Below are 15,390 nucleotides of genomic sequence, written 5' to 3'. Positions count from 1 at the left end.
TACGATACGGTCAAGTAGTGTTTGTTTACGCCATAAGAACCGTAAAACCCACAAAATGTATAAGGCATTCACTCAATACAATGAGAACCAACTGATACACACGTCAAATCTACCTCTAAAGGGGTAGCGACATTTCAGGCATAACCACTACGCTTGATTGTAGGCACTTTGAAATAGGAAAAAACAGACAACGGATCGGCGAGCATATATTAGAATGTAGTTGAATAAGGTAAATAATATATGAAATTAGATACCGTAACGTACATGCTCGAAACTGAGTTTATTCGAAAGCTCGTTTGCTCAAAAATGTATATTCCCCTTGCATCAATTGTCCCAAACTCAGCAAAATTTGGTATCAGTGCGGTTAGTTTTGCCCACCTGTTAACCTGTCCCTGCGGCATCTCGTTTCACACCTTTTCAAGTCGACGCCTCCATCAACTCATAGACAAAACCAGCCTGATTCAATTCAACGAAATTGCAGCAAAAAAATATGCAGACTTGATACAAAATAAATCCCAATGGCAATCAGAATTAAATCACATTGACCTTATGGTTGCTGCGCATGCCATATGCGAAAACCTTATACTCATTACCGAGCAGCCGGAAAAATTTCAACACATTCCCGGTTTATCCACAGAAACCTGGATTATTTCTGAGCTCAGTTACACCGCATATAAACTGACAGCCACTTAATTTAGTGGTGATCACTTTTTAGAAGACATATCTATTCTCGATATTCACACGCATAAAAAGAACTAGAACTTTATGAACAACGGTTTCCGACGCGGTCTCCCCAGTGCACGCGCAATATCCTGTTTTAATTTCGCGATATACCGTTCCAAATTAGCCATATTCGTTTCTGAAAACGTCGTTTCACCATAGTCGTCCACTTTGACTTTGACTTCTCTGGCTCCAGTCATCAGTTTATGCAGTGCCATTTCAGCTTCTTCCAATCGCGTTTTTAATATCGCAATATCCGCCATCACAGCGCCCCTTTAACATCAGATTTATAAAAATGGATCATCAGATTGCATGGTCTGCAAACCCTGTAGCGGATTAATCTTTGGAGATTGCACCGAGTGAGAATGGTTCTTTTGGTATTGTCCAGCCATTGCATCAATGGCTTTCTCTAAACGCAGCCAATGCAACTCACGGAATCTATCCAGGCCGTAAATCATGGCCGCTGCCCGGTTATATACCCGGCAGTCCAAAGCCTCGTTATTTTGTCCCGCATCTTTTTCCCACACAGCTTTAGGAAAACCGTTCTTGATACGAATCACCCGGCGTTCTGCAGTAATCTGTTTAAAAAACTCTTCACCATATTGCGGAAAATGACAATACCCCGCTGGATATCCTTCCCCCTTCGCGAACTGTTCGTCAGTGGGTTTGGGGAGTTTTAACCAACCGTAGAGTTCCGCTTTAGCAACTGGAACACCTAAATTCCAGAGTTTTAATCGTGATCGTTTTCCCGCTATATCAACATTGGAAACCGAGCTAATCAGTGCAGTTTCTTTGTCACGTCCTTTGATGGCAACAACGGTTCGAGGTTGTGACGCCCTTGCGCCAGCCCCACCCCATACCGCTTGGGGAAATTTCTTCACCCAGGAGTAAACGGTCTGAGTGTTATAGCCCGAGTCAACAGACATAACTCGAATGGGTAGCGTTCCACCGCGTGCGTGAGGAAAATCCGTATTTAAAACTTTTTCTAATTTGTTCCACACGGTTTGTTCTGCGGTATTTCCCTGCAAGATAAAATATTCCACGGAGAAAGATTCACGATTTCGACACCACGCCACCACTTCACATTCAATTCGGTCTTTTTGGACATCAACGCCCGCAGTTAAAAAGAGCCCGTTCTCAGGAACAACGCCCATCGGATAGTCTTCACGACGCTCGTACAAGCGTGTCCAATCCGGCGCTTCGAATTCTTCTTCGTAGGCTTCGCCAAGGACGGTATTGATAAAGCCCTTCATTAATTCTGGATGCTTTAATGCTTGCTCATACATTCTTACCGCATCAGCCCAACTGAACCAGCCAAGCGGAGAGTACAGCGAAGACAAATGAAAACCAACAGTAATCCCATCGCCTTCTGCCGTCGCAATCCATTCACCTTCGGCCAACATTTTTGTTTTATGGTGTTCAGCAATACCCCGCTCGCACGACTCGCAGATATACTCCACACTATCTGGGTTCCCTTTTGGCCACTTAAATCGCGAAAAGACCAATCGTTGTTTGTGGCCACAGTGGGGACAAGGCACAAAGTAATAGCGCTGATCCGACTGCAGAAATTCGCGCAAAATACGCGACGTGCTTTTTAATGTCGGCGTGCTGACTAAGAAGATTTTACGCCGACGGGAAAACGTTGCGGAACGACGCTCGGCAAGCAGGATAGGATCGCCTTCTCCGTCCACATCACCGGGATAACCATCAACTTCGTCCAGGAACAAATATCGTGCTGGCATGGAGCGCAAACCCACAGCACTATTTGCCCCGGTCATGACCAACACGCCGCCATTAAACTCTTTACTCAGAACCGTATTCGAAGAGTCACGACTACGTGCCGGTGCAATGCGTTCTCGAATCGCGGGCACATCTTCGATCAGAGGATCAATACGCTGACGCGAATTACGCTTGGCCATATCCACTGTGGGTGCAACTGACAGCATTGGTCCTGGAGAATGATGGACAACATAGCCCGTCCAATTTACACCGGCCTCGGTGTTGTGCGTCGGTATCCATCCCTTACCACACAAATACAAATGGCTGGGCGAATTCACCTCAATACATCGAACAGGTCGGCTGGCAACTTGTTCGATGGATACGATTTTGCGGCGTTTGGAACGGGTTAATTGTCCGTCATGCACGGAACGCATTCGCTTGAGTTTTCGTGTTAAACGAAAAACAGGCTGCTCCCGATACGCCGTCCAAGACAATCGCCAGCAAGGTTGGCTGGTGTAGCTATTCCCGTTCGGATAAGCTTTGGTTATCGGTGCTTTGTATTGCACCCCGACCTTGTAACCCAAACTTTTCGCCAGCTCTTTTACACCCTCGATCAACCGCGTATTGGTATTGGAAAAACTGCAATAACCTTGCTTGGTAATATCCCCATCGCTATCCATTAAGCCTTGAAGTAACGCAAAACGCTGGTCGATACTTGCCCGTAAATAGTCGGAAGGAATATGCTTGTTATCGAGCACATCCAGATATTCCAGCGCCTTCATAAACGAAGAACAATGAAAGTCCACCTCGGCATCGGATTTATTCACCGAAATGTGGTTCATCTGGCTACTGCCGTCCCCCAGCCATACACCAAGCACATAGGGGTGGATCAACAAATCCCGTTTTGGTAGCGAAACAGACTGGCAGACATCTACAGCAAAGTGATATCGCTTACTTCCACCTTGAAGAAAAGTAAGTTTAGAGTCGAACATCTCCTGGGTTGTAATCGTTTCTTGAATATCCTGTTTTTTACTTTGACAAACCCAAACAACCCACCGGTGATCGCTATCGCATACCACCGATTCACCATCGTCAAAAGTGATCTCATAACACGCAGCGCCAACCATTACGGGTGAAACACCCATCACACGACAGGGCTTGCCATCTTCGGCGAAGAGCCAATCACCAACTCGAAGTTCAGCCATTGTTTTCCAACCGTCCACGGTAGGAATGGGTGTGGTGACACAGAGCGGGCCACCCACTTGGCTGCCTTTCATAAATGCCACCCGTTGTTCTGGTGATGACACAGAAAGGCAATCCATAATGTCAACTAAATAGGGGGTTCGTGAATTACGCCAACGACCGGGTTCGGATGCGGTCTTGGCCGATAAAACTCGGTGCGCTTCAGACCATTGTGAAACAGTCAATAGCGGATCGGGTAACGTTCCCTCTTTCCACGCATTTTCTATCGCATCAATGCCGTCGTAGTAGTCCACAGCAACATCAAAAATTCCATGCATCGGGAGTTCTTAAATTACATAGTGCGTATTCGCCGCGTGGATATGAGTAAGATTCAAGACCATAAATGCCCTAAAACCTTTTACCTATTTAAGCTCGTAAATAGTGGTCAGATATAAATACAAAAAAACCATCGTCCGATTCAACATCAGAGTGGATTCTTCGTTGCAATGAAGCGTTAATGCTCAAAACACAGGAGAATGAAAATGCAAGCATTCGAAATAGATGACTTTGAAATACACAAAAATACCGCCCACAATCAGATCCGAAACGTAACCAGACTAATTAGCGAATATTCCGACCCGGAGGAACCAGACTATTTCCCGGTATCCAATTATCGGAGACTACTTGATGCGCTAACTGACTTTGTCAACAAACATTGTCGAAATACACCGGCAAAGTCCTACAACAAAAACAATCAGCCCAAAACAGATTCCACACATTATTTGAGAGCGCAATACACACTCGAAGCCGAGTCTCTTATCCACAAAATGGTTGACTTTACTCACAGCTACAACAACTTGAGCAGCCAACGGGCGAGCAATGAACAAAAAGAAGCACTTAAGCGTTTTCTTAGTGGGATTGAACGAGTTTTTGAGTATTAACCATAAATACATATAAATAAATAACATCTGGGTGACCATTGCGTCGCCCAATAATCCAATATTCTTTGAAGAACAACATATCCAAGTGACAAGTATCTGTCACATCCAACGCATACCTTTTGCTATGGCGTAAGAGATTTTTTAATCTTTCACTTGCTTCATCTTCAAATTGAAGCGTTCATGGTCACTCCCAAACACAAAGGACTTACCGATGAATCGAGATATCGTTAATAAAATTGAATTTGAAAAAAAAGGGCTAATAGCGACGATAGAAGCAATCAACAGCTACGCCGAAACAAACTTTCTGGTAAAAAAATGCAAATTAAGACTGTGGCACCTTAACTTTATGCAAGACCTAAAAGCCAATCTGGAAAAACAATTGTGTATGATTCGGGATATCGAAGATCTCTCATTATTTGAGCGAACTTTTGTTATAGATAAATCGATTCAATTTAAGCTCTTTTCTTGGTCGATAACCTTACGCCTCAAAATGGTCAAAGCACCAGAATAATAAACCAACATCTTTTCCCATCCCCACAAGCGACAATTACCTGTCGCTTTTTATGCCGAATTCAAATACTCATTCAGAAAAAAGCAAGCACAATCCGATCATCCACATTTCAAATGACGATTCATCCGCACTCTTCGATTTACTTATCTTTTCTTCGAACTTCTGCTTGCTTCTCTCCCGAATTGAAGCGTTCATGGTCACCACACAAAGCACGGAGGGTTCGATATGGCCGATAACGATATCAATCACAACACGATCACAGCGAAAGCAGCTGCGTTAAATGAGTGCCTTGAGCATTTACAAGAAATTAACACGCTGTTGATGATCTTAAATCTGGCGTCTGAACGCCGATTTTATTTACCGATTAATCAAGTGACCTTTGATCACGGTGCATTGCTCGCCAATATTCGAACATCGCTTGAAGATGTGTGCAAAAAAATTCCAACCCAACCCAATATTACGGCCAACACGGCAAGAGGAAAACACCATGAGTAAACTTACCCCAACACAAACAGAAGCCCTGGTAAACGCCGCACAGCGCGAAGACGGTAGCGTATTACCCCTGCCCAGCAATGTCACACCCGGACTCATTGGCCGGGTCATTAATGGCCTTGAATCACGAGGCCTGATCGAAGAACACGGCGATTTATATTGCATTTCTGACGCAGGCAGGGAAGCCATCGCGGATAAGATCCCCAAGAGCGAAAATAAAATCAAAGCCAAACCCAAGCCTCAAAAGAAAGCCAAAGCGGAAAACGAATCCGAAGAAACGATAGTCAAAAAGAAGACAAAAAAACAACAGCTCATTGAGATGCTCGAACGTGACGGAGGCGCATCTTTAAATGAAATTGAAAAAACCCTTGGCTGGCAAAAACACACCGTGCGCGGCACGATCAGCAACCTAATGAATAAGGATGGCTACACCATCGAATCCTCTAAAAACGAAGCGGGTGATCGTGTCTACGCGATTAAAGACTAACGCTTGACTTGGGGCTTAATACTAAGCCCCATCCGTTCGTAAAATGCGATCAATAAATTCAGTTCTTATTATTTCGATTAATAACCCATCGTCACATTCAACACCTCGCTTGCTTCTACTCCCCTTCGAAGCGTTAATCACACCACCAAATAACACGCCAAAGAGGAATAACCATGTCAGACAAAAACACACTCATCGAGTCCGCAGCAGAACTTGAAGATATTCAAATGCAAATAGTCGAGCTACTCGATTCAGCGATGGCAATTATTCGTAAAACGGATATCCCCCAAATTGCAACACGAGCACAAAGCTATTGGTGTGCGCATATCAAAATAGCGCTATTTAATAATTCAGGATATCTCGGGAGATCCATGTGTACCTTCGAAGATACGATCCAAGAAATCTATAGTCAGATAGAGAAGCTTGACGCTAAAGACGATCAATAGCCTCTATTACCACACTGGGCGATAGATTATCGCCCAAACTAAAAATCCCCATCACCTATTTCAACCTTCAACTTGATTAAGATATAAATTGAAGCGTTCATGTGTTTACCGAAACACACAAAGGAAAACAAAATATGTCAACACGCAGCTGCATCGCCCTACAACTCGAAGACAACGCGTATGTTTCTATTTACTGCCATTTTGACGGCGACCCAAGTGGCGTAGGTAAAGCTTTAAGTATCCACTTTAACGAATATAAAAAAGCCAAATCGCTGATTGACCTTGGCAACCTTTCCTATGTCGAAGACGATAACGCTTACGCATATCACCGGGATGGCGGAGAATCCTGGCAAAGAAACCGACCAACGGCATGCATTAGTAAAGACACTCTGCTAAATCACGCCGAAAAAATGGACGCAGCTTATTTATATATTTTTCAAAACGGAAAGTGGGAGATACTAAAATATTCGCCGCAAAGCTACCCACGCATCTATACCAAAATTGATTAAATCATTCACCGGGGAGGAACACCTCCCCACTCAAAATAATTTCTTAAAAACTGATCTTCTATCTCGACATTCAACTTGATTGCTTTCTAATTTGAAGCATGAATGCTTTTACCAATAAACGTAAAGCGAAGGAAACCAATATGACCAACGTAGAACAACTAGAGGATGCCATCGAAGAGCTATCTTACATCCAGGAACAAATAACCGATCTATTAGAAGCGGCAAAATCCGCCATCGTTGACCTCGATATTGAAGGGTTAGTTCAGGAAGCCGAAACCTGCTGGATGGCGCATATCGCCAGTTCGTTAAGCGATGATAATAACTCGCTCGGCGATACTATGACCACCCTTTCAGGTACCATCCAAACCATTCAAGACAAGATTGATGAAGGATAAAATCACAAACGTGAGCGCCCTATAAATGGGGCGCTAGTTCAGCCTAAATTTCTCTATATCTCCACAGCAATTACCAAGACCAAAAATTCGTTAAAAAAAGATCGTCATGTTCAACATTCAGACTGGATTACTTCTTAAATTGAAGCGTTCATGTGTCCAACAAACAACAACACGGAGATATACACATGAGCCACCGGACCATTTTAGCCTACCAAGTTACGGATCAAATTATCCGATTTATTATTTGCGATAATATTGATCACTACACCCCGAATGAGTTATTGGCCATTTTAAAAGAGCACTATCCCAATACCTTGACCATCGAATCACTCATGACCAACGGCCATATTATGGCTATCGACAAAAGCGGAGTCACAATAAAGTATTATCGTGACCTCGGGCATCATTGGGCTAACAGCCGATCATTATTTTGTGATGATAAAGCGCATTTGCAAGACAGCGCCCACGCCTTTGGTATCGAGCATATTTTTTGGTATTCACAGCAATGGCACTACACACATGTAGAGAACCTACTTTGCAAGGAGCAAGCCGAATGATCAAATCAAAAGAATACCAAAAACTCGCAGATAAGCTGGAAGACATCCAGCTTATCATTGCCAACCAGCTTTTCGAAATTAAAAAGTTACTCAGTACATCCGAAGAGTTGCAGAGTGCCGCTCTAGCCTCTACCGAATGGATTGACGTGGTTGAAAATGCCATTTACAACCCCGACGGCCCCGTGTTGTCCAATCAACCAACCTTGGACAACACCATCGAATTTCTTAGAAGTCGTGCGGTCGAGCGTCATTAATTTCTGGAAGCGGGAAAGAAAGAATTCCTTCCCGCATAAATCCTCGCCGTTTTCTCAATGTAACATTGATTGCAATGTCACAACTAATTTGGACGAAATCGTGCAATGGCACGTTGACCAAACCAAAAGCCCATCACCGCGCCAAACAATGCCTGGGTATCGGTATCCCAGATTTGTGGCACCGCATGGACGACACCCACCTTCTGCTCAAAAATCAGGATATAGAGAATGCAACACTTACATATCGAAAACAGTCCAAAAAACGCGTAGGTAATCACTGGCCGGACAGATGCCCTGAGTTTATCGACCCAGGTATCGCCGCCAAGCGCCGCATCATGCTTCAAAATGGCCAGCTTTTCTTCCAGGTCGGCGCTGAGATTCAGCTCATCAATCTTAAACGTATGACCGAGTTTCATTTGCTCTATTTGACGATCCAGAATCAATAATTGATGAGCCTTTTCCTGCCGATCTTTTAATAGTTTCATTAGATCTGGTAGGGCACTGGATACGAACCCAAGAAGACTGCCAATTAAAGTAAGCATGTTAACTCCGGTAAATTTTGTAAGAGATTTCGCACACGATTAGAGTAAAAGGACGTCTAGTGTCGACACCTAGATTTCATTAATATTTGACTGACCGTCACCAATACCGGCTGACTACTCAGGGACAGGGTTAAAATGCCAGGGCTTAGGCTGTATTGCCGGTGACGGTTTCTTCTTCTGCAATAAGGGTATTATCGCCAGAAGCAAAAACCTTCCCCGTGTCGGCATGAACGGCCTCGCCACCGCTGAATTCTTGCCATCGTCGGATAATGACATCTACATATTTGGGATCTAACTCCATCAGTCGTGCTCGCCGATCCGTTTTCTCGCAGGCAATCATCGTTGTTCCTGAACCGCCAAATAAATCCAGAACAATATCCCTGCGTTTGCTGGAATTTTTTATTGCCCGCTCAAATAAGGCGACGGGCTTCATCGTAGGATGAATATCATTTTTTACCGGCTTATCGACAAACCACAGGTCGCTTTCATTTCTGACACCACACCAAAAACGTTCCTCACCCTCCTTCCAACCATAAAGGATGGGCTCATATTGGCGTTGATAATCGGAGCGTCCCATAGTGAAATGATTTTTTGCCCAAATGATAAACGTTGACCATTTTCCGCCAGCTTCGATAAAGGCTCGCTGTAACGTATCCAGCTCACTGGACGACATGGATACATACACCGCCCCTTTGCAAACCGCCAGCGAATTCTTTAACACAGCCACCAAAAAATCGTAAAACTGGTTGCCTAAATTATCGTTAAGAATCGTGCGTTTGTTATGGCGCATTTTGTCTTTAGCCGCATTACCGTAATCGACATTGTAAGGCGGATCTTGCACTACCATATCAGCAAGGCCACCATCCATCAGTCTATTTACATCATCCATATTGGTTGAATCACCGCACATCAATCTGTGCTCACCCAATATCCAAATATCCCCCAACTTGGCAATCGGATTTTCCTCCGGTTCAGGAACACTCTCTTCGGCTTCTTTTGACTCGTCGGTATCCAAGCTAAGGTATTTATCCAAATCCGCATCAGAAAAACCCAACAAATCCAAATCAAAGTCCAACTCTGATAACTCAGCAAGTTCAAGATGAAGCATTTCTTCACTCCATCCGGCACCCAATGCCAGTTGATTGTCCGCAATGATCAGAGCGCGTCGCTGTGTGTCACTCAGGTGGCTTAATACGATCACCGGCACGACATCCATGCCCAGTTTTTGCGCAGCGAATAAACGACCGTGCCCAGCGACAATCACGTTGTTCTCACCAACCAGGATGGGATTGACGAAACCAAACTCCACAATCGACGCGGCGATTTGGTCAACCTGAGTGTCGCTGTGGGTGCGGGCATTTCGGGCATACGGAATCAGTTTGGCCACTGGCCATTGTTCTATTGTGCTAACGACGATGGGTTGCATAATGTAAAACTCAATCTATTGTAAAGTGAACGTCGCCTAATTCTTTCAAATGAGCGGCCACTTCTGTGTGTAAAATGGATTTGACTTTTTCGGAGTCAACAGAGAATTTCTCCGCAATGGATTGCGCACACTCTTCTACCCACGGCATCCAAGTTGCTCGTTGTTTTGATGCAATCTTATGGACATGAATCAGGACTTTATCGCGGGATACAACGGAGGATTTCAGTTGCTCGAGCTGAACTGTGCTTTTTTGAACTTTAATGACTTCATTGGCGGTTTTTGCCTGAGCATAGCTTGTTGCACCCACCTCCGCGATGGAATCAGACATAAGCTTGCCCGTAAAAATAGAAGTAAAACTTAACCAACAAATCACTTGATTCAAGGCTGAATAGAAGCGTTCATGTACCCACAAACACGTAAAACCAAACTTCAAAAAGGAATCACCATGAGCGATGACAAAGCCTCAACCAAAGAATTAAAAGAACAACTTGGCCACTACTTAAATGGTTATGGACGATCACAACCTCAAAGACTGAAAGACCTGACGAGCATTACGAACTGGAATAAGTTAGCCGAGCAAGAACTACAACGTCGAGCAACCCAAATCATTCAAAACCTGGACGACCAAATGCTTAATGCCATTGCTCAGGGAGAAATTCAACTCAACTTGGAACTTGAGAATGCATTTCAGCGACTAACTAAATAACACACTTTTTGCACCCGCCACAGAGCGGGTTTTTTCTGTCAAATTTGAATTAACCCATCGCATTACTCAACATTAGACTGGATCATCTTCCAAATTGAAGCGTTAATAACATACACAATCAATAAAGGAGATCGTAACAATGACCACACCAGAAAAAATATCCAACGCGCTAAATACGCTGGAGACGGTTAAATCCGAAATCTATCGATTGATAGAATCTGCGAGAGAAAGTATGAAAGAGCTTAACGTGGAGCCTATCTCTCTACACGCAGAGGAATACTGGATTGCAGCGATTCGCTCGGCGCTGAATAATACGCATGATGAACTTTCGCCCCCCATCACAACGCTGACGAACACCATCGCACATATCAAAGAATTCGAGGCTCATCCAGAACGGTTTTCAGAATAATCCTTTGATAATGTAAAGTAGATTGCTGCACACCTCTTTCCAATACAACCCGCAACAATGCGGGTTTTTATCTTCTACAACCAAATAAAAAAAGATGAACAAACCCATCATCCGTTTCAACATTCGACTGGAAGCTTTCACGTATTGAAGCGTTAATACGTCTACACGCACAAACAAGGAAAATCTATTACTATGAGAAATTTACCCCACACAACTGAATCCGCCGAACAGTTAAAAGAACTCATGTCCAACCCCATAGAAAAAAACGAGTACTACTACCGATATAGGTCGCTATTCGAATCCGACTTGATTTTGGACGCGATACTAGAACACAAAGAAGGTGAAGATGTACGAAGCACTATTCGATATCACCTAACCCAAGTACTGTTAAGTATTTATACAGACCCCGTTAATTGGACAAAAGAAGCGCTCGATATTTGCCTGGAACTATGTAGTGAATCTCCTGACGAAGTGAAACCCAACATGCAAATCAATGCCCAACTCATCGAAATTTTTAAACGTTACGACAAGGATGCATTAGAAGTTATTGGCAGCAAATCAGTTGAACTCGATATCGTCGAACTCAGCAAGGAAGCACAACGACTAAATAATTCTGGAGTAACAAACTCACTGCCTTGCATTTTCATAAGAATCGACCAAGCAGTTGGCAGAAATATCGTTAAGCAAATACGGGATCTTTCAAAAGAGGTATTCCGTTTTCTATCCAAGCTAGATGAAATCACCTTGTCAAACATTGAGTCATATACCTACGAAATAGAACTTTCTGAAATCGCTGTCTATGCAAAAAAGGCCGTCCCCCTTCCAGAGGAGTTCTTACAATGTAATGCGAATTCAGAATACCTCAAGCACTAAATCCCCCCCTAAGTGGCGAGTCCTCGCCACTTTATTTTCCCGCTATCTGTCTTAAACCCATCGTCCATTTCAACTTTTGACTGGATTGAATTTCAAATTGAAGCGTTAATGGTTGCACACAAACAAACACGAGGACGAAGTCATGGGATGTTGGGCATCACCTAATAATTCAAAAGATGCACATAGACTGGCACAATTATTTCTTCAGCCACTTCCTATCAAAGATTATATGAAGCTTTACGATCTCGTCGGGGATGACGGATTATTTGATGCTCTATATCGGATCGAGCAGGAGAATGATCCCAACGTAGATATCCGCTACGTTGTTGCCAACAAGTTACAAGAATGGCTAAACAATCTTGACTCATTTTTCAAACCCTGGGACAACGATTCAATTGCAATATGCCGAAAGCTCGTTGAAGAACACGCAACAATAAAAGACTAACCTTTCATCAGGACGGCGTATAGTATACATAAGCCGTCCTCACGCCCCTTGGCAGCATAAACAATTTTTATATCACTAAAGTAGCCAGTTGCTTTCTTACCTGCTCTTCCAACGCCACATAAAACTGCTGTTCATCGATATCTAATTCTGCTGCAACTTGTGCTGCTATGCGCGCTGGCCAATTTAACCACGCATCTCGTTCAGTCCGGGCGATTTTAAAAATGGTACGCAACGCTTTATCACGATCAATCAATTCGCCTTTCAGAACCTGAAGCTCAATCCGTCCAATCTGCGCTTTTAGCACTTCATTGGCCGTTCGGGCTTTTTGAAACTGAGATTCAAATTGTCGGTTCGTTACCTGAGTATTTCCCGAAGGGGAATCTTTTCTCGCTAACGCGTTTAACTGTTCCCGGCGTTTGGCGGAGTTGGTGTTTTGCTCCCACTCGCGGTTGGCTTTGTCAGGATCGATTTTCCCGTTTGCTTCCGTGGTAATACGACCAGTTTTAATCGCCTTGCGCACTGCGGTTTCTGAGACACCACGCAGCTTGGCGAACTGACGATTTGAAAGCAGTTCAGTCAAGGAATATCTGATTTTTAAAAATGACTTAAGGGAGAAAGATGCGAACTTTTTTAGGTGCGACCCCAAAAAAAAGTTGACTCACTAGCGAAATTCGGCGAGTCCAAGACCCGCTGGCACAGAATACCACCGGAGTACCTTTTTTTCAATCGGTAATGTAAAAAAATAAATACAAATATTTCTACAACAAAACTAAAACCTTCTATCAGAACAAGACGTACAGTGTACAAATAAAAATTCTCTTTGCAAGAGAAAAATAAAAACTTTATTAAAAATAATAAAAAAACATTTCTCTCTCACCAATGAACAATAGAATAAATTATTTTTTTATTTTTGCAATCGATATTTAAAATAAACTTTATTCATCACTGATGAGTTTTTATAGATTAACCAAATAATTTATATTTGAAAATACTTTTTTTCAGTTTTTATTTGCCGCTAACCGTTTACCCACTTCAACTCAGCATATTGCAAAATATACACGTTTTTTAAATAAATGCGACATGGTAAAAAATGACATTTTATACGCTTCGCGACACACCATGATACTCCATACCTATGCCGCGAAACGATATGGTACATCTAACCAAATGATGCAAAATTAATTTGCCCTTACCCCCTTACCATCCAACTCGTGAATGATTTTATCCAACGCCACAGCGTACCAACGTTGGCAAGTTTTAATACACACACCAAACTCCCTGGCCACACCCTTCCAACCGACACGATGCCCCCGCAGCCAAATCAGTTTACGCTCACCTACCGTGAGATTTTTTTGTTGCATCCAAGTCAGGGTTTCCACTGCACGATCTATTGCATCCGGTTGCGCAGTGAGTTTGTTGATTCGCTTCCGATTATTTCTCAACTCCCGATCAGTCATGACAATATCCGGCCAATAGGAATAAAATCCTAATCGCACCACGTTTGGTAATAACTCAAACACAGTGACGCAATTATCAAAGCGATCAATCAGTTTTTGGCGATCCCATTGACATTTGGTTTTCTCAGGCTCGTTCAACAAATAATTTTTTACCACATGCGTTTTTCCAAGGCGCATAGCACGTCTCCGTATTTTTCATAATAAATTTTTTACTTTCTAAAATTTTATTTTCGCGTTTTGATGACGTATTTCTCGCTGTAAAACAATCTGTCATCGCGTGTCGTTTTTTTGTTTTTCCCCTTCTAAAACCCATCTAAAATCGACGATTACTATTGGGCAATACCAACACTCATCTTTTTTATAAAACGCGCCCAGATCGAAACACAGAACCGTTGGCGCGCATTTTTGCATTGGGTTTCTAGTCCAAAATTGAGTTCATCAAACCCGAGGCAATTTTGTCCGGTGAATATTCATATCGCCGAGCAATGTGCTCAACCGGTTCAATCGACATGGTTTCAAACTTTGCGCCGCGCATAACACACCACTGCCGCAACTGACCGATAGCCGTGTGGAAGAATTTTTCATCGGCATTGGGCAACGGTTTGTCCAGAGTGACGACGCGTTTTACCGGCAGTTGCTCGGGCAGCAGGGATAAATACAATCCCAGTGTTGGACAATCCGTTCCAGGGCCAATGGCTCTCATCGCGCAGGCCATTGGTCGAACAGGATCGGAATATTCCCATGCCAGTTGTTCACTGATCACCATGACCAGCGTCGGTGTGTTACACCACAATGGAGTCGAGATTTGCATGTGCCTCCACGCCACACCTTTCGGCCAGTCGTATTCGTCCGCTTGCATTCCAGCAAATTTTTTTGAAAGTTCTTCCGTCGTGTACAGGCGTCCTTGCATCGCTTCGGCTTGAATGAGATCGAGCATGAGTGCGTCATGAAATTGTTGAATTTTGGATTGCATTTTTTTCTCCTAAAAATTTTTACTCGTGTCCGTCGTTCCCGCCTCACAAATATTTTTATTGGGAGGTTAGGTTGGGAACCTCCCTATATATATTTATATATACCCTTTCCGGGAACGACCAAAGTCCAGTAACCATGCGGGTTTGGTCGTTCCCGGACATGAGCGGGAACGACAAAGGGCCGGGAACGACCAAGTCCAGTAACCACGCGGGTTTGGTTATTCCCGGTAGCTGGTCGTTCCCGGCGGGAACGAGCGGGAACGACCAAAACCGGAGACGACCAAACGTACAAATTGATTACCAAACACACTAAAAAGCTGTATTAAAAAAGAGCAAGGTGTTAAATTT

Annotated in this window: 23 protein-coding genes; 15 read left to right on the top strand and 8 right to left on the bottom strand. The window is 43.5% G+C overall.

Annotation, left to right across the window (positions count from 1 at the left end; genetic code table 11):
- Positions 1–240 precede the first annotated feature (240 nt).
- Positions 241–693: a hypothetical protein gene (locus P5V12_RS04495; protein WP_316956043.1), complete on the top strand. Its 453-nt coding sequence runs from the start codon at positions 241–243 to the stop codon at positions 691–693.
- Positions 694–755: 62 nt separating this feature from the next.
- On the opposite strand, the gene gpW is transcribed toward P5V12_RS04495, so the two are convergent.
- Together gpW and P5V12_RS04485 are read right to left on the bottom strand one after the other, a co-directional pair.
- Complete coding sequence (gene gpW / locus P5V12_RS04490) at positions 756–983, bottom strand: gpW family head-tail joining protein (protein WP_316956042.1); 228 nt, start codon at positions 981–983, stop codon at positions 756–758.
- 24 nt (positions 984–1,007) lie between these two features.
- Positions 1,008–3,959: a terminase gpA endonuclease subunit gene (locus P5V12_RS04485; RefSeq protein WP_316956041.1), complete on the bottom strand. Its 2,952-nt coding sequence runs from the start codon at positions 3,957–3,959 to the stop codon at positions 1,008–1,010.
- A gap of 204 nt (positions 3,960–4,163) precedes the next feature.
- On the opposite strand from P5V12_RS04485, the gene P5V12_RS04480 reads away from it, so the two are divergent.
- The 9 genes from P5V12_RS04480 (at position 4,164) to P5V12_RS04440 (ending at position 8,213) form a co-directional block, all read left to right on the top strand.
- Positions 4,164–4,562, top strand: a complete 399-nt coding sequence (locus P5V12_RS04480) for a hypothetical protein (protein ID WP_316956040.1) — start codon at positions 4,164–4,166, stop codon at positions 4,560–4,562.
- Between the two features lie 211 nt (positions 4,563–4,773).
- The gene (locus P5V12_RS04475; protein WP_316956039.1) at positions 4,774–5,073 is read left to right on the top strand and encodes a hypothetical protein; all 300 of its coding nucleotides are present in this window, start codon (positions 4,774–4,776) and stop codon (positions 5,071–5,073) included.
- A 225-nt stretch (positions 5,074–5,298) separates the two neighbouring features.
- Positions 5,299–5,568: a hypothetical protein gene (locus tag P5V12_RS04470; protein ID WP_316956038.1), complete on the top strand. Its 270-nt coding sequence runs from the start codon at positions 5,299–5,301 to the stop codon at positions 5,566–5,568.
- On the top strand, positions 5,561–6,052 hold the full coding sequence (locus tag P5V12_RS04465) for a DUF3489 domain-containing protein (RefSeq protein ID WP_316956037.1): 492 nt from the start codon (positions 5,561–5,563) through the stop codon (positions 6,050–6,052). Before P5V12_RS04470 ends, P5V12_RS04465 begins: the two co-directional genes overlap by 8 nt.
- 173 nt (positions 6,053–6,225) lie before the next feature.
- Entirely contained in the window at positions 6,226–6,498 is a 273-nt protein-coding gene (locus P5V12_RS04460; RefSeq protein ID WP_316956036.1) for a hypothetical protein, read from the top strand.
- A gap of 134 nt (positions 6,499–6,632) precedes the next feature.
- Entirely contained in the window at positions 6,633–7,007 is a 375-nt protein-coding gene (locus P5V12_RS04455) for a hypothetical protein (RefSeq protein WP_316956035.1), read from the top strand.
- Between the two features lie 140 nt (positions 7,008–7,147).
- A complete protein-coding gene (locus P5V12_RS04450; protein WP_316956034.1) occupies positions 7,148–7,402 on the top strand; it encodes a hypothetical protein in 255 nt (84 codons plus the stop codon).
- A gap of 185 nt (positions 7,403–7,587) precedes the next feature.
- On the top strand, positions 7,588–7,959 hold the full coding sequence (locus P5V12_RS04445) for a hypothetical protein (protein WP_316956033.1): 372 nt from the start codon (positions 7,588–7,590) through the stop codon (positions 7,957–7,959).
- Positions 7,956–8,213, top strand: a complete 258-nt coding sequence (locus tag P5V12_RS04440; protein ID WP_316956032.1) for a hypothetical protein — start codon at positions 7,956–7,958, stop codon at positions 8,211–8,213. Before P5V12_RS04445 ends, P5V12_RS04440 begins: the two co-directional genes overlap by 4 nt.
- Before the next feature lie 83 nt (positions 8,214–8,296).
- Here P5V12_RS04440 and P5V12_RS04435 read toward each other — a convergent pair whose 3' ends face one another.
- The 3 genes from P5V12_RS04435 to P5V12_RS04425 all read right to left on the bottom strand — a co-directional run bounded on the left by P5V12_RS04435 (position 8,297) and on the right by P5V12_RS04425 (position 10,509).
- Complete coding sequence (locus P5V12_RS04435) at positions 8,297–8,755, bottom strand: 3TM-type holin (RefSeq protein WP_316956031.1); 459 nt, start codon at positions 8,753–8,755, stop codon at positions 8,297–8,299.
- Between the two features lie 145 nt (positions 8,756–8,900).
- A complete protein-coding gene (locus tag P5V12_RS04430) occupies positions 8,901–10,181 on the bottom strand; it encodes a site-specific DNA-methyltransferase (protein WP_316956030.1) in 1,281 nt (426 codons plus the stop codon).
- 10 nt (positions 10,182–10,191) lie between these two features.
- Positions 10,192–10,509, bottom strand: a complete 318-nt coding sequence (locus tag P5V12_RS04425) for a hypothetical protein (RefSeq protein WP_316956029.1) — start codon at positions 10,507–10,509, stop codon at positions 10,192–10,194.
- A 72-nt stretch (positions 10,510–10,581) separates the two neighbouring features.
- On the opposite strand from P5V12_RS04425, the gene P5V12_RS04420 reads away from it, so the two are divergent.
- From P5V12_RS04420 to P5V12_RS04405, 4 genes are all read left to right on the top strand, one after another.
- Positions 10,582–10,887, top strand: a complete 306-nt coding sequence (locus P5V12_RS04420) for a hypothetical protein (protein ID WP_316956028.1) — start codon at positions 10,582–10,584, stop codon at positions 10,885–10,887.
- 139 nt (positions 10,888–11,026) lie between these two features.
- Entirely contained in the window at positions 11,027–11,296 is a 270-nt protein-coding gene (locus P5V12_RS04415; protein WP_316956027.1) for a hypothetical protein, read from the top strand.
- 192 nt (positions 11,297–11,488) lie between these two features.
- Positions 11,489–12,169 (top strand): hypothetical protein, encoded by a 681-nt coding sequence (locus P5V12_RS04410; RefSeq protein ID WP_316956026.1) that lies wholly within the window; start codon positions 11,489–11,491, stop codon positions 12,167–12,169.
- A gap of 229 nt (positions 12,170–12,398) precedes the next feature.
- Positions 12,399–12,614, top strand: coding sequence for a hypothetical protein (locus tag P5V12_RS04405; protein WP_316956025.1), 216 nt, complete (start codon positions 12,399–12,401; stop codon positions 12,612–12,614).
- 67 nt (positions 12,615–12,681) lie between these two features.
- Here P5V12_RS04405 and P5V12_RS04400 read toward each other — a convergent pair whose 3' ends face one another.
- The 3 genes from P5V12_RS04400 to P5V12_RS04390 all read right to left on the bottom strand — a co-directional run bounded on the left by P5V12_RS04400 (position 12,682) and on the right by P5V12_RS04390 (position 15,044).
- Complete coding sequence (locus tag P5V12_RS04400) at positions 12,682–13,194, bottom strand: elements of external origin (RefSeq protein ID WP_316956024.1); 513 nt, start codon at positions 13,192–13,194, stop codon at positions 12,682–12,684.
- Positions 13,195–13,792: 598 nt separating this feature from the next.
- Entirely contained in the window at positions 13,793–14,248 is a 456-nt protein-coding gene (locus P5V12_RS04395; RefSeq protein ID WP_316956023.1) for a DUF6362 family protein, read from the bottom strand.
- A 241-nt stretch (positions 14,249–14,489) separates the two neighbouring features.
- Entirely contained in the window at positions 14,490–15,044 is a 555-nt protein-coding gene (locus P5V12_RS04390; RefSeq protein WP_316956022.1) for a hypothetical protein, read from the bottom strand.
- 158 nt (positions 15,045–15,202) lie between these two features.
- Between P5V12_RS04390 and P5V12_RS04385 the strand changes: the two genes are divergently transcribed.
- Positions 15,203–15,355 (top strand): hypothetical protein, encoded by a 153-nt coding sequence (locus tag P5V12_RS04385; protein WP_316956021.1) that lies wholly within the window; start codon positions 15,203–15,205, stop codon positions 15,353–15,355.
- Positions 15,356–15,390 lie beyond the last annotated feature (35 nt).

The organism is Teredinibacter sp. KSP-S5-2 (assembly GCF_032773895.1).
In the GTDB taxonomy this organism is placed as follows: Bacteria; Pseudomonadota; Gammaproteobacteria; order Pseudomonadales; family Cellvibrionaceae.
The sequence above is the reverse complement of the archived record's forward strand: the minus strand, read 5'-3'. Positions and strand labels throughout refer to the sequence as shown.